General features: G+C 58.9%; 16 protein-coding genes and 2 pseudogenes. 13 read left to right on the forward strand and 5 right to left on the reverse strand.

The features are described 5' to 3' along the window. Positions 1-227: 227 nt before the first annotated feature. Positions 228-1,910: a calcium-binding protein gene (locus tag ACS5Q1_RS41235; RefSeq protein WP_473103661.1), complete on the reverse strand. Its 1,683-nt coding sequence runs from the start codon at positions 1,908-1,910 to the stop codon at positions 228-230. A 571-nt stretch (positions 1,911-2,481) separates the two neighbouring features. On the opposite strand from ACS5Q1_RS41235, the gene ACS5Q1_RS41240 reads away from it, so the two are divergent. Continuing rightward, positions 2,482-2,742, forward strand: coding sequence for a DUF6894 family protein (locus ACS5Q1_RS41240; RefSeq protein ID WP_473103663.1), 261 nt, complete (start codon positions 2,482-2,484; stop codon positions 2,740-2,742). A 268-nt stretch (positions 2,743-3,010) separates the two neighbouring features. On the opposite strand, the pseudogene ACS5Q1_RS41245 reads toward ACS5Q1_RS41240, so the two are convergent. Then, positions 3,011-3,907, reverse strand: a pseudogene (locus ACS5Q1_RS41245) (ISNCY family transposase); the annotation flags it as partial. Positions 3,908-3,959: 52 nt separating this feature from the next. Then, complete coding sequence (locus tag ACS5Q1_RS41250; RefSeq protein WP_473103664.1) at positions 3,960-4,670, reverse strand: IS6 family transposase; 711 nt, start codon at positions 4,668-4,670, stop codon at positions 3,960-3,962. Between the two features lie 308 nt (positions 4,671-4,978). On the opposite strand from ACS5Q1_RS41250, the gene ACS5Q1_RS41255 reads away from it, so the two are divergent. The 3 genes from ACS5Q1_RS41255 (at position 4,979) to ACS5Q1_RS41265 (ending at position 8,429) form a co-directional block, all read left to right on the forward strand. Further along, positions 4,979-5,953 (forward strand): TRAP transporter substrate-binding protein, encoded by a 975-nt coding sequence (locus ACS5Q1_RS41255; RefSeq protein WP_473103665.1) that lies wholly within the window; start codon positions 4,979-4,981, stop codon positions 5,951-5,953. Positions 5,954-6,240: 287 nt separating this feature from the next. Next, complete coding sequence (locus tag ACS5Q1_RS41260) at positions 6,241-6,984, forward strand: aspartate/glutamate racemase family protein (protein WP_473103666.1); 744 nt, start codon at positions 6,241-6,243, stop codon at positions 6,982-6,984. A 128-nt stretch (positions 6,985-7,112) separates the two neighbouring features. Then, positions 7,113-8,429, forward strand: a complete 1,317-nt coding sequence (locus ACS5Q1_RS41265; RefSeq protein WP_473103667.1) for an NAD(P)/FAD-dependent oxidoreductase — start codon at positions 7,113-7,115, stop codon at positions 8,427-8,429. A gap of 121 nt (positions 8,430-8,550) precedes the next feature. Here ACS5Q1_RS41265 and ACS5Q1_RS41270 read toward each other — a convergent pair whose 3' ends face one another. Beyond that, positions 8,551-9,516, reverse strand: coding sequence for an IS5 family transposase (locus tag ACS5Q1_RS41270; protein WP_473103668.1), 966 nt, complete (start codon positions 9,514-9,516; stop codon positions 8,551-8,553). A gap of 87 nt (positions 9,517-9,603) precedes the next feature. Between ACS5Q1_RS41270 and ACS5Q1_RS41275 the strand changes: the two are divergent. The 9 genes and pseudogenes from ACS5Q1_RS41275 to ACS5Q1_RS41315 all read left to right on the forward strand — a co-directional run. Continuing rightward, positions 9,604-9,702 (forward strand): annotated as a pseudogene (locus tag ACS5Q1_RS41275) (helix-turn-helix domain-containing protein); the annotation flags it as partial. A gap of 57 nt (positions 9,703-9,759) precedes the next feature. Then, positions 9,760-10,440, forward strand: coding sequence for a LysR substrate-binding domain-containing protein (locus ACS5Q1_RS41280; protein WP_473103676.1), 681 nt, complete (start codon positions 9,760-9,762; stop codon positions 10,438-10,440). A 696-nt stretch (positions 10,441-11,136) separates the two neighbouring features. Then, positions 11,137-11,316: a hypothetical protein gene (locus tag ACS5Q1_RS41285; protein ID WP_473103669.1), complete on the forward strand. Its 180-nt coding sequence runs from the start codon at positions 11,137-11,139 to the stop codon at positions 11,314-11,316. 349 nt (positions 11,317-11,665) lie between these two features. Continuing rightward, positions 11,666-11,986 carry a helix-turn-helix transcriptional regulator gene (locus ACS5Q1_RS41290; protein WP_473103670.1) on the forward strand — a complete coding sequence of 107 codons (321 nt, stop codon included), beginning with the start codon at positions 11,666-11,668 and terminating at the stop codon, positions 11,984-11,986. Further along, positions 11,973-12,236, forward strand: coding sequence for a helix-turn-helix domain-containing protein (locus tag ACS5Q1_RS41295; RefSeq protein WP_473103671.1), 264 nt, complete (start codon positions 11,973-11,975; stop codon positions 12,234-12,236). Before ACS5Q1_RS41290 ends, ACS5Q1_RS41295 begins: the two co-directional genes overlap by 14 nt. 39 nt (positions 12,237-12,275) lie before the next feature. After that, positions 12,276-12,551: a hypothetical protein gene (locus ACS5Q1_RS41300; RefSeq protein WP_473103672.1), complete on the forward strand. Its 276-nt coding sequence runs from the start codon at positions 12,276-12,278 to the stop codon at positions 12,549-12,551. A gap of 10 nt (positions 12,552-12,561) precedes the next feature. After that, positions 12,562-12,783 (forward strand): hypothetical protein, encoded by a 222-nt coding sequence (locus tag ACS5Q1_RS41305; RefSeq protein ID WP_473103673.1) that lies wholly within the window; start codon positions 12,562-12,564, stop codon positions 12,781-12,783. After that, positions 12,780-12,974: a hypothetical protein gene (locus tag ACS5Q1_RS41310; protein WP_473103674.1), complete on the forward strand. Its 195-nt coding sequence runs from the start codon at positions 12,780-12,782 to the stop codon at positions 12,972-12,974. Before ACS5Q1_RS41305 ends, ACS5Q1_RS41310 begins: the two co-directional genes overlap by 4 nt. A gap of 16 nt (positions 12,975-12,990) precedes the next feature. After that, positions 12,991-13,218, forward strand: a complete 228-nt coding sequence (locus ACS5Q1_RS41315) for a hypothetical protein (protein WP_473103677.1) — start codon at positions 12,991-12,993, stop codon at positions 13,216-13,218. Here ACS5Q1_RS41315 and ACS5Q1_RS41320 read toward each other — a convergent pair. Next, on the reverse strand, positions 13,149-13,316 hold the full coding sequence (locus ACS5Q1_RS41320; protein ID WP_473103675.1) for a nucleotidyltransferase domain-containing protein: 168 nt from the start codon (positions 13,314-13,316) through the stop codon (positions 13,149-13,151). The genes ACS5Q1_RS41315 and ACS5Q1_RS41320 overlap by 70 nt on opposite strands. Positions 13,317-13,628 lie beyond the last annotated feature (312 nt).

Consider the following 13,628-nt stretch of genomic DNA (forward strand, 5'->3'; position numbering starts at 1 on the left):
GCTGCATGCTGACCTCCTGATCCGGCCATCGATCACGAGATCAGAATCTCACGCAAAAGCTTAGCTGCAAAGGAAAAGCTGTGTTTGGTTGATAATGCCGGCGCTCAATCAGGAACACATCTTGCGCTGACCCCATTTGCCGCAGCGAAGCGGCGACAAAGAAGAAGGCGGGGAGTATCCCTGCCTTCCATGTTGTCCAGATGCGCCGCGGGCGAACCTGCCCGCGGCTACAGGTCGAACAGGAAGTCCGATTGGTCGATGTGGACCCGTGCGACGAAATCTTCATTGAAGGTGGTGCGCACCTCAATAAACCCTGCAGTGGGATTGCTAATCGTCGCGTAGGCGAAGAACTCATTTGGCTCGATATTCTCGATCGTCAGATCCTCGAAGGTCAAGCCGGTTCCCCTGAGGTCAATCTTCTCAACCCCGTCCTGGAAATCCCAGATGATGTCGCCTGAGAAGGTCGAGGAGCTCCATTGTGTGCCGAAAACGAACTGATCGAGACCTGCGCCGCCGGTAAACTGATCCTGACCTGCGCTACCCACCAGTTGGTCGTCCCCCTCGCCGCCATTCAGCGAACTCCCCCCGGCACCGGCCTGGAGAATATCATTCCCCTCCTCTCCGTTGAGATCGGAGCCAAACCCGTCGCTGCCACTCAGCAGGTCATTGCCCGTTCCGCCAAAGGCGCTGCCGAAGTCGCTGTCCTTGAGCGAGAGGGTGTCGTTGCCCGCATCGCCATAAAGCGTATCGAATCCAGCCCCGCTATTGATCGTGTCGTTGCCGTCGCCACCGTGTAGCTCGTCGTCCCCATCGAGACCAGAAACGGTATCATTGCCGCCGAGGGCGAAGATCACGTCGGCATCGTCAGTGCCGGAGAGGGTGTCATCATTGTCGGTTCCAGCAATCACGAAGTCTGTCCGGGCGCTGAAGTCCGCCTCCGTGAAAGCGTGGGTGCCAACGAACTGGACCGCAAAGTCTGTCTCGTCCAGCACGCCATTGTCGTTGTCGTCCGCCAGCAGCCACGTGTTGCCGGCGCGAACCGTGTAGAACAGATCGGTTAGGCCGTTGCCAGCTCCGGTCAAAGCGGCCCCTGCCATCGGATCGACAGAGATCTCGCCACGGAACACCAGATACTGCACGCCTGAGACTTCGATCTGGTCCCCGCCAGCGACACCGGCACCCTCGAAATCCAGCACTTGATCGGCGGTAGCGAGAGGCGAGTGCGGGTTGAACTGGGCCAAGGAGAACTTGAACGTATCGGCGCCGCCGCCGCCCTCAAGCACATCGGCACCGTTGTAGCCCTCCAGCTCATCATTGCCGTCGCCACCGGAAAGAAAGTCGCTCCCGGTGCCGCCGCCTTCGAGATCGTCATTGCCGGCACCGCCGAAAAGCTGATCGTCTCCGTCAAGCCCATTCAGGAAGTCGTCGCCGTCCTCGCCATGCAAGGCATCGTCGCCGTTGTCCCCCCAGAGATCGTCATGACCGGTGCCGCCATACATCGTGTCGTCACCATCGCCGCCGTTCATGTTTCCGTCGTTGCCGTCGCCACCATAGATGAGGTCGTCTCCGTCATCGCCGTTGAGCGCGATATCGTTTCCAGCACCCCCGTCAATCGTATCGCTGCCCGCGCCGCCGAATATCCTGTCGCGTCCCGAGCCGCCGTTCAGGATGTCATTACCTTTCCGGCCATCGATCGTATCATCCAGACCAGACAATGTGCTGTCACCGCCGTTGATCGTGTCGTCACCGTCGCCGCCATCCAGCGTATCGGCACCCCCGAGGCCATTGATGAGGTCGTTGCCACCGAGGCCAGAGATGGTGTCCGCGCCCGAGGTGCCGACGAGCGTGTCAGCCTTGGTCGTTCCCTGGGTAACAAAAGCCGTGAATTCTGTACCGGTGATCTGTGCCATGGAGTCCTCCCATTGTCTTCGCAGAAGCAGTTACAAAGTATCCTGCAAAGAATAAGCACGGTCTTCGTGAGCCGCATGGAGTCCCTGTCGCGACCCTGCGCAACTGAAAGCAGGGCCATTGCGGTGCGGGACCCTCATCTGGGACACCTTGGCTCGTGTTTATATTCCCCAATGGGCCGAGAAATTTTCAGCCTGACTGCCTCAAGATCCCGATCCCCCCTCCTCCGCTTCGCTTGAGCGACCATCTCCTGCGCCTGCCCTGCCGCGGTCTCGTCGGCATGGATCTCCACCAATTCCTGACCGTTGGTGCCGATCCGGCCCCTAAGGCAAGGAACCGCCCACAGCCGAAGCCCTGGAGAGATCCGGGGCTTCTGGCGTTTTAGGGCCGCGAATTTTCGATAAGACTGGTTATGGAAAAGCGAGTGCACGCCAAACCTACCGCACGTGCGTTCTAGGTGAACTCACGCGCCCCTCAAAACCCGCCGCGAATTTCCGATAACGCGCAGTATGGAACGACGAACGAACCGCCCCCCTCCTGAGTTGGTAGGCATCGTTTCAGAGGAAGATTGCGATGCCACGCTTCTACTTCGACGTGCGGGACGGCGGCAGCTTCACATCCGATGACGAGGGCCGCGAGTTCGACAGCCTGGACGCTGCCGAACTTGCGGCGGCCGAGGCAGCGGCAGAGATCGGGCGGGACCGGCGGCCAATGAGCGACGTCCGTAAGGTCACGGTCGAGATGCGGGACGAACACCGCGAGTTGGTGGGGACCGTGATGGTGTTGATAGAGGTTCACCGGATCGATCCTGCGTCGCAGATCCTAAGCGCGTGAGGAATACCTGCCGGCGCGTGATCCGCAGCAACTGGGCGGCCTCGTGCACTGAAATTCGGTCTGCCGCCACATCGCGTAGAACGTGAACCCGATCGATCTCCGGCCGGCTCATCGCGATCACCGTCATCAGACCCAATCTCCCCAGTACGATCACCCCAGGGAGAGTGACATTTGTAACGGGGAGAGGGGTGACCTTTCTAACGGTGTTCTACAAGCCCTGTGGCAACCAAGTTGAAATGTCGCGTGAGGCGCAAAGCGAAACTGTCAGTCAGGTCGGGTGAGACGGAGCCTGGGGCGGCGGTGCGCAGACTGTCCGATCGGAGCGCCGACGGCCCAGGCGTTTGGGTTTGGGCTGGAACTGGGCGACCTGGGCGAGGCGATCCACGCGGTCTTTCATCAGGCCGGCCTTCTGACTTGAACGGCGGGGTCCGGCCCCAACGCCTGACGGAATGGGCCGGGCGTCCTGCCGCTCCTTGATCCAGGCCAGCACCTCGCCCAGCCGCTTGTTCTCGACAATCGCGGCATGATTGACCCGCTGCAGCTTGTCGAACACCGCATAGGCCAGCGACAGCCCTTTCCAGCGGATCTCCAGCCGCCCGTCGGGAAAGTCAAAGATCTCCACCGTCTGACCCACGAGCCGCGCCGTGATCTCAGTCGGATGCAGCGTGAACTTCATCCGGTTGTAGTGCACCACCAACTGCCGGGAGACCCGCCGCGTCTCGCGCCAGCACAGGATGTCGCCGAGATCGTTCATCCCCTCCAGCGGCCGGTGCAGATCCCGATCCCGCGCCGGCGGCCGGGCGAACTTGCTGTTGTAGCTCGCGATGAAGCCGGGCAGAAACGCATTGGCCGCCTCCCGATCGCTGATGCCGGCCAGCCGCAGCTCCTTGACCAGCCGATCCTGCAAGGTCGCATGCGCCCGCTCGACCCGTCCCTTGGCCTGACTGGAGTTGGCACAGATAATCTCGATATTGAGCTCTGCCAGCGCCCGGCCGAACTGGGTCATGCCATCGCCACTGGCCGCCTCCTCCTTGTTGACCCGGAAGATGGCAGGCTTGTCGGAGCAGAAAGCGATCGGCTTGCCGTGTGTCTGCAGATAGCGCTGCAGCACCTCAAAGTACGCAAAGGCGCTTTCCGACGGCACGAAGCCCAGGGCCATCAGGCGGCATCGTCAACTTAACGGCTTGCGATAGATCCGCCCCTCCTGGAGCGTCTGATCAGTGGCCAGTGGCGACGTCCGAGACCTCAGCCCAGACTCGGAAGGCGTGAGCTCGAGACATGCGATGATCGGCGGCGTTGGTGGTGGCGGGACGGCGGAAGAGATTTCCCACCTGATCATGAACCGAGAGAAAGCGTTGCGCCTGTCCGGCTGACTTGAAGCGCTTCATGATGCGCTCGCGTCGTCGGGTCGGCTGATGGCTGTTCTCCGCCCGGTTATTCAAGCCGCGATGTTGGCGATGTTCGACACCCGGCATGATCTCTCGCTTGGCCGCGCCATAGCTGGCCAGCTTATCGGTAATCATCACGCGCGGTGCCATGCCCTGCTTCTTGAGCAGCTTCCGCAGGAGGCGCTTGGCGGCCTTCGCGTTGCGACGGCTCTGAACCAGAATGTCGAGCACAGTTCCATGCTGGTCTACTGCGCGCCAGAGCCAATGCTTTTTGCCGGCGATGCTGACGACAACCTCGTCTAAGTGCCACTTGTCGCCAGGTACCGGCAGACGGCGGCGGATCTGGTTGGCAAAGTTTTGCCCGAACTTCAGAGCCCACTGTCGCACGGTCTCATGGCTGACCAAGAAGCCGCGAGCCGCCAGCATCTCCTCCACCATGCGCAGACTGAGCGGAAACCGGAAGTACAACCAGATGGCGTGGCTGATCACTTCAGGCGGAAAGCGGTGGCGGGCGTAATGAGGGGCACGGATCGGTTTCATCCCTCACGGATAGCTCGATCCGGGTCACTCTTCGGTTAAGTTGACGATGCCAAGGAGAGAGATGGCGCAACGGTCACTGAGACGGGATCGGGACAACCAGCTTATCAACCGGTGCCGCGAGCACGGGACTTTGACTTGGACCTGATCCGCGGACTCCCATCCGGGCCCGCGGCCTGTGAGCCGCATGAGAGGCCGCACACATGGCAGCCCTGACCACGCGCTGGATCAACCCGAAGATTCTTCTTGCGTCACCAGGGGCGTCTACACATGGTTGACCATGCCGGTTTAAACCAGAGGAGAACTAGCCAATGAAGACTATAACCAGTATTGCCTTCGGCTTGACAGCACTGCTTGCCGCTGCTGCACCGGTGTCAGCACAAACCAAGTGGAACTTGCCTGCCGCATATCCGCAGGACAATTATCATACAGAGAACTTGGTTCAGTTTGCAAAGGATGTAGAGGCAACCGGCGGCAAACTTCAGATCGTGGTGCATGCGAACGCCTCCTTGTTCAAAGCGCCCGAAATCAAGCGCGCGGTTGCCACGGGCCAAGCACAGATAGGCGAAGTTCTCATGTCGATCCATGAGAACGAGGACCCGGTTTTCGGCGCCGACATCGTTCCGTTTGTCGCGACCAGCTTTGAGGACTCGGTGAAGCTGTGGGCGGCTGCTAAGCCCGAGATCGAGAAGAAGCTCGACAGCCAGCGTCTCAAGCTACTCTACTCCGTTCCATGGGGGCCGCAGGGCCTCTATGCCTCGAAAGAGATCAAGACCGTTGAGGACATGAAGGGCCTAAAGTGGCGCGCGTACAACGTCGGCACTTCGCGGATCGGTGAAGCCGTTGGTGCTCAGCCCGTCACAGTGCAGGCTGCCGAAATGGCCCAAGCCCTTGCAACTGGAGTCGTGAACGCATGGATGTCATCTGGTTCGACGGGTTACGATTCCAAAGTCTGGGAGTCGCAAAAGTATTTCTACGACGTTCAGGCTTGGCTGCCGCGCAACATAGTCTTCGTGAATAAGGCCGCTTTCGACGCACTCGACAAGCCGACCCAAGAGGCCGTTCTCAAGGCATCCGCAGCGGCCGAGGAGCGCGGCCTCAAGATGGCTAAGGAGAAGTCGGCTTGGTACCTTGACCAATTCAGGGCGAAGGGCATGAACGTGAGCCCGCCGTCGCCGGAACTCCAGGCAGGTCTGAAGAAGATCGGCGACCAGCTCGCTGCGGATTGGACCAAGCGAGCAGGTGCCGCCGGCCAATCCATCATGGACAGGTACAAGCAGCAGTAAACTGCCAAATGGATGCTGGTTCCTCTGTGGAGGGTAGGACGACAGTACAGCCTGCTCACGCCGATATTTGTGATCTAGGCATCGCGATATACACGACATTTATAGAGAGGGCTTGGTTCCTCTCTATAACTCTGACCAAGAAAGGTGCAGTTCTTACCCGTCGCCGTCACAAGCGTCTTGTCCACCAGCCTCTTACTCTGAGGCACGTAGCACTTGGACGTACCGATGTACTGATTGCATCGATCAACTGCGTCGAATGGTAGAACTCAGCTGCGAAGGAGGCTGAAGTGATCATAAAGGGTGGTCGAGCGGTATACGGCGAGACAATCGGCATTCTTGTCCTTGATACATCTTTCCCCCGCATCCCGGGAGATGTCGGGAACGCAACTACCTTTGACTTTCCCGTTCGTTACAAGATCGTCAGCGCGGCCACGACAGACAGCATCGTCGCTGAGGTCGATCGAGCGCGTACGCTGCTCCCGGCATTCATCGAGAGCGCGAAGCAGCTAGAACGAGAAGGTGTTCGGGCTATCACGACGACCTGCGGGTTTCTGGCGATATTCCAGGATGAGATCGCCTCGGCGGTGTCTGTTCCAGTGGCCACGTCGAGCCTGCTCCTGATTCCCTTGTTGCGCCAAATGCTGGGCGGAAGCCGCCCCATCGGTGTGGTAACGGCGCACGCCGGTAAGCTATCCAAAGAGCATCTGGCTGCTGTTGGCGTGGATCCGGACTGGTTGGTGCACGTGCGCGGGCTTGAGTCATGCCCCGCATTTAGCCGTGCCATTCTCGGGGCGGGCGGTGATTGCACTGAAATGGACGTCGAGCAGGTAAGATTCGAGGTCGTCGCGGCTTGCAAGCAGCTGAAGGCAGACCAGCCAGACCTCGGCTGCCTTGTTTTAGAATGTACAAACCTGCAACCTTATGCACCCGCCATCCAAGCGGAAACCGGACTGCCGGTATTTGGCATATACCACTTGGTCAAATTGCTCCACAGCGGAATTCAGAGCCCGCAGTTCTCCGGCTACATGTGACGACAACGTGCCAGAAGCCGAGGCGTATCCTTAGCCGCTCGTGACTTGTCTTCGTTCATCATTGAAACTTCGGATTACTGCGAAACAACGTTGATTAGTCCTAATATGACTTGAGTTGGGAAACATCTATGAGCCTGCACATCGTTGTAATAGGGGCTGGTATCGTCGGCGCCGCGACCGCCGTAGAGCTAACGCAGGAGGGGCATCGGGTCACGATCGTAGATCCAGCTGAACCAGGGCGTGAGCAGGCTGCTAGCTATGGCAACGGAGCTTGGATAAGTCCGGCATCAGTGGTCCCCATGTCCATGCCGGGACTGTGGAAGAAAGTGCCGGGTTACCTGCTGGATCCGCTTGGCCCATTAACGATCCGGGCATCTGAATTCCCACGACTGCTGCCTTGGCTGATGCGGTTCCTTTATGCTGGAGCTACTGTCGCCCGAGTGGAGGCAACGGCCCGGGCCTTGTCTGTACTGCTGCGCGACGCTCCAGCCCGACATGCCAAACTGGCCGAAGAGGCCGGAGTGCAGGATCTCATTAAACAAACGGGCTTGCTGTACGTCTACCCGGATCGCAGTGCATTCGAGGCAGAGGCTCTCGCTTGGAAGCTAAGGCGCGATAATGGGGTGCGCTGGCTTGAGCTGAACGCGGAACAGCTGCGTGCGAAGGAGCCTTCGCTGGACGCCCGATATAAGTTTGGAGCTCTCGTTGAGGCAGGAGCTCACTGCGTCGACCCAGGCAGGTACGTCGCGGCACTCATTCATCATGCACAATCACAGGGGGCGACTGTCGTTAAGGCGCGTGCGATTGGTTTCAACGTACAGGCTAGCCGGCTGCGCGCAGTTCGCACCGATACTGGAGAAATCATGTGCGATCGAGCTGTTGTCGCCGCAGGAATTCAATCGAAATCGCTGGCATTGCAAGCGGGAGACCGTGTGAGCCTTGAGAGCGAACGAGGATATCACGTTGTCATCTCCGATCCCGAAGCCGCTCCACGGATCCCTGTAATGCCGAGCGACGGGAAAATGGCGAATACTCTAACCCTAAAGGGCTTGCGTGCCTCAGGTCAGGTTGAACTTGCTAGCGTCGGTGCCCCACCAAACTGGAAGCGAGCGTCAGTTCTCCTCAACCACGCACTACGCACCTATCCGCAGTTGCCTAGGCAGATCCCCGAGGAGCGGATCTCGCGCTGGATGGGGCATCGTCCGTCGACTCCAGACGGATTGCCGGTGATCGGACCGGCCCGCGCTTCCTCAGACATCGTCTACGCCTTTGGCCATGGCCATGTCGGCCTTGCGTCAGGTCCCGCAACTGCAGGCATCGTAGCAAACGTCCTTGCGGGACGGCCGTCGCCCGCCCCCTTATCTGTCTATGCACCCTCTCGCTTTCGGAGGTGGTTGGGCGGCCAACCTTCCATCTCACAAGAACCAAGCTCAAGGCATGCGTAGGCGGCCTTGCCACCCCGGGGCCGGTGTTTGCCGTCCAGACCTGGAGCGCCACAAGAACGCGTCTCGACCATGTTGCACGGATCGGTTAGAGAATGCACTCTGCCCACCTTATGCCTTTAGTTTAGGCAACGCGGACGGACTTCGGGCGTCCAAGCTCGAGCATCCAGTTCAGGGCATGAACGGCGATCGCGACCTCTGTCCTGCGGCGGCGGTCTGTCCGCGAGCGCAGCGTATCCCCGATCACTCGTTTCAGCCGGCTGATGGCAGTCTCCACCAAGGCGCGACGAGTGTACCCGGACCGCTTCTGCCAACCCATGCGCCCATGCTCTGCGATGCTTTGGAGATGTCGGTCGCGCTGGGTTGGAGTGGTATCCGCATCCTCGCGCAGCACCGCTGTCGATCGGGGTGGAACGATCACGTCAGCAGCAGGATGACGCTGGGCGACAGTGCCGTAGACGCCGGCTTGATCGTAGGCTCCATCGCCGGTGAAGGAGGCGAGTGGAGCTGTGATCTGGTCGAGCAAGGGCTCGACCTGCGAGCCATCATCGACATCGCTGGTCGTCAGCTCTGAGGCAAGGATCTGCCCGGTCTCGGCGTCGACCCCGATGTGCAGCGTGCGCCAGGACCGACGCCTGCGGGTGCCGTGTGTCTCGACCAGCCATTCCCCGGGTCCGCACAGCCGCAGGCCTGTGCTGTCCACCAGCAGGTGCACTGGTCCCGTGCTCGGAGCTGATCTCGGCACCTGAAGGGTTTCAGCACGGCGGCTCAAGGTTGAGTGATCCGGCACGGCAAGATCAAGGCCCAGGAGCCCAAGAATGGAGCCAATCAGCCCTTCGGTCTGACGCAGGGCCAGCCGAAACACCGCCCGGAGCGTCAGGGCTGTTCGGATCGCCAGGGCCGAGTAATGGGGCTGACCACCGCGTGTGGTGCGGGGCTCGGCCCGCCAAGCGGCAATGGCGTCCTCAGAGAACCAGACCATCAGGCTTCCGCGCTGGCGCAAGGCGGCGTCGTATGTCGCCCAGTTCGTCACCTTGTGTCGCTGCCTGGGGATCTGGTGACGGCGAGCGGCGTGAGTCTTGAAGGGCATGGCAGGGATCTTTGGTCAGAAGCCGAATAGGCCTCTACGCTACCCAATTGCAGTTACCAATCCGCTCATCCATGCAACAAGGCGGCGGAGCTTCTAAAGATCACGCAACCGGCTGTGAGCCGCCTGATCAAGGATCTTGAAGCAGATTTGAAGCTCATGCTCTTTCGCCGTGAGGGTAACCGTCTCATTCCGAGCTACGAGGCAACGATCCTGTTTGCCGAAGTCGACCGATTTTATGTCGGCATGGACCGCATCGCGAAGATCGCCATCGATCTGCGGCAGGCTAAGGTAGGCACCTTACGCAGTGCATCCGTCGGCGCCTTGTCGTTGAGCTGTATCACGCAAGCCATCAGCGCGTTTCATGCGGACCGCCCGGCCGTGAACGTGATTTTGGAAAGTCTGAATTCACGCCTGATCCTGGAACTCGTGGCGGGCCGTCATTTCGACGTTGGGTTCGCGCAAGTTGGCGGTGAATTTCCCGGCGCTGATCTCACACCGCTGCCCTCTGTCGAGGCGGTCTGTGTGGTACCTGCGCATTATGAAATCGCGAAGAAAGAGGTGCTTGAGCCTGACGATCTAAAGAACCTGGCCTTCATCAACTTGGGTAGGAACAGCCCTGTGCGTCTTAAGGTCGATCAGGCCTTCAAGGATGCCGGTGTCTTCCAGCACGAGTCGCTGCAGACGTCCCTGGCTGCCAGCGCTATTGGGTTGGTCGCATCCGGGCTCGGTGTCTCCATCGTCGATCCGTTTACGGCGAGCTATCTGAGCCCCAAAGGAGTTGTACGCCGTCCGTTCAGACCTAGCATCACCTTCGACATTTCGGTGGTGAGGCCAGCCCATTATCAGCATTCGCGTCTATCTCAGGATTTCATCGAGATCATGGTGGAACTGTTCAAGAAGGAGAAAAGACGATACGATGGATAACTTTAACATTGTTTTCCTAAGAACGTCATACATGAGCGTCTAGGGCAACAGGGAACGGATGGGATGCTCGCCCATGTAGCTGTTACGAGCTTTGCAGTTCAAGCCGTCAATTTGGATGCTTCAGCTTGCTTTTCAACACATGGATTGGCTCATCAGTCATTCTTATGGAACAGGTTCTAAATGACAGCCCTGTCCTGAATCCGTGAAGGTCTCCAACGGGTCAACCAGCGACGTAGAGCGGATGCATTTGAACGTCCGCTCTGGCCTTCCAACCAGACTAACAAATCCGCAAATTTTGAGGGTGAGGCAGACCAATGATCCCTTTCAGCAAAAAGCTGAGGCAAACTCGAAAAACAAGTGCATACGCGACAAGCGGTTAGCGGCGGCCGTGAGGCATCATTTGGCGGGGTCTACAGTGGCCCAAGCGGTCCGTGAGTGGATTGCGGCAGTGGGTGCTAAGACGGCTTACATCGAACCCGGCAGCCCATGGGAGAATTGGTCCTGACCCTCCGGATAAAGATAGGCTGACCTGACCACCAAGGTCGCCGGAGGCGAGAAAGATCGAGCCGCCAAGACCGCAGCTCAGGCCACCCTGTTCTGACCAGCCGGAATCGCCTCCCAAGGGAACTTTCCCGACAGCGGCTTATTGGTGTCCAGAGACGGTCTTCCGACCCACTGTCGGAGAAAGGCGCAGTCATGGACAAGAAACCAGGCGAGAACACCGGAAAGGAAGGCGGAATCTTCCGCGAGGTCGGTCCTCGCGGCGGAAAGCGCGAGAACTTTGCGACCGTCGCTGACAACAAGACATTGCCGCCGACATCGAAGCCCAAGGCGGCATGGCATCCCGTCAGGGTCACACCTGACAGCAAGACCTGAAAGTGAACCGTCTAGCTATTACAATTCCAAGATCGCTGGGGGCGAGAAAGATCGAGCCGCCGAGGCTGCCGCTCAGGCCTCTCTGTTCTAGCCAGATTGGCACGGGCATCCTTTATCTGCGTCTTCTGACCGTAGGACAGGTAACGTAAAACACGCTCGATCTGCTTGGCCTCGCCTGTGAGCAATACCATGCTACAATTGAGGTCAATATCGGGAACGCGGTCACAAACCCCCCAGAAGGCCCCGGAGCGATCCGGGGTCTTTTGTTAATTGGGTGCGATGCCGAGGCGGATGAGGAAAGGACAGAGCGAAATGAGGTTCTGGCGAGGGGCAGGGGATGGATGGGATAATGGATGTTGCCTTGCGGTTGCGCCGTCTGCGCAATGCCGTTGGCTTCGAGACAGTCCGCGACTTTGCGGCTTTCCTCAATGTCAACGAGCAGACTTGGTATCAGCTTGAACGGGGGCGCCGTGTCCCGACCATCTATGACGCCATCAAGGTTGCGAAGAAGACCGGTGCCTCGCTGGATTGGATCTACATGAGTCTAGATCATACCCTGCCGCTGCATGTGGCGCAGAAGATCGCCGCCGTTCCAGGAGAAGGATTGGAAGGATTGATGGTGGATCGACGACGTCGTTCGGCAAATTGGGAAAGCGATGAACAAGATTGATGAAATTGCCTTGCGACTGCGCCAATTGCGCCTTGCTATGGGGTTCACCCAGAAGCGGGCGTGGGTGAATTTCATCGGCGCACACGAGCCGAACTGGAATACGTTTGAGAGCGGTGGCCGCCGCATCCCGCTCGATGAGGCCCTGAAGCTCTGTGACAGGACAGGCGCATCCCTTGATTGGATCTATCGTGGCTTGGATCACTCCATGCCTATGCATCTGGTCGAAAAGCTGCGGCAGGTGGATGCCTGACGAGCTGCGACGGAGGGCGTGGGAATCGAAGAGGAGGACATGGTGAAAAAACCCAACCACGCGAAGGAACTCGCCAAGGCGCTTAGAGCCTTGGCGATTGAGACCGACAGGCTCACCAATACACTCATTGAGGCTGGCGTTGATACGCGCCCTTTTCACGTTGTGAGGAACAACGTCGCCTACTGTATCGGTCAAGCCGCATCGACACTGGCCGAGTATGAGAAGCAGAATGCGGAGGAAGTGTTGATCGAGCTGAGAGCAGAAGCCAAGACGCATCCGATGGATCTGGTAGCCGCCACCCTCGACAAGTTCTGAGGATCAAGGAATGAACCCGCAAGAGATCGAAGCCGCCGCCGAGGCGATTTGGAAAAAGATGAACCCAGACAACAAGGACTGGGCCGCGCAACCCGATGACATCAAGTTCCTGCCGCGCCTTTACGCCCGCGCCGCTCTTGAGGCAGTAGCGAAGCGCCTCTCTGGATCAGAGAACGGGGAGAGGATCGGTCAGGAAAAGGACAATGATGAGCATCTCCTGGATGAACCATGAGTGATATTCTGGATGATCTACACGAAGCGGCCAAACAAGTGATCAACCACAGGGCGCTTGGCAAAGCGGTGGCAACGATCCTCAAGGCCTCGGAAGAGATCAAGAGGCTGCGCGACGAGAACGAACGGCTGACGAGGGAGCTTCAGGCAATCCAGTCCCGGGGAGCGGATCCAGATCCAATGAAGGGCTGATGGGGGCGGTCGTACCATGAGCATCTACTGGATGCGGACGAAGGACGTTTATCCTGACGGCGGCTATGACGACACCTTCTTCATCGCATTCGACCCTGAGGTCCGGTTCCCGCGCTTCCATATGGTGGAGGGCGATGAGACGGTCGGAAACGTCCACTTGATCTCGTCCGGTCCTCAGGCTGGCCAGTGGCAGTGGTCTATGTGTTGGTCCTTGCGCAGGAGTAGAACATCGATGTCGGCATGAGGTCGGAACGAATGCCCGACAGCGAACTCGATCGCGTAACCACCGGCGATCCACCATGGGAACTCTGCATCCGAGAACAATGAGCCTACCTCGGTCATAGAGAGTGGCTGCCATAGAGGGTCTGAGTTCGTGGGGGCACCGTCAACTTAACCGAGTAAAGGCCGCTTTCTGCTGTTTTCAGCAATTCCCGGGCAAGGCTAAGCTACTGAAAATGCGTGGCCTGCTCCGGACCTAAGCACCGCAGAGAGCAAGTAAAAGCGTTAAGTTGACGGTGCCATCCGGTTACCCTGACGATGCCCTCCAGGTTCACATTTTCGGCCAGACATAACCACAGAGTGATCATCCGGTGCCCGACTTCTAACCGTATTCGCCGTGTGAGGTGTTGGGATGATCGCTCGTGATCCTATGCT

This window comes from Microvirga sp. GN3 (assembly GCF_055792825.1).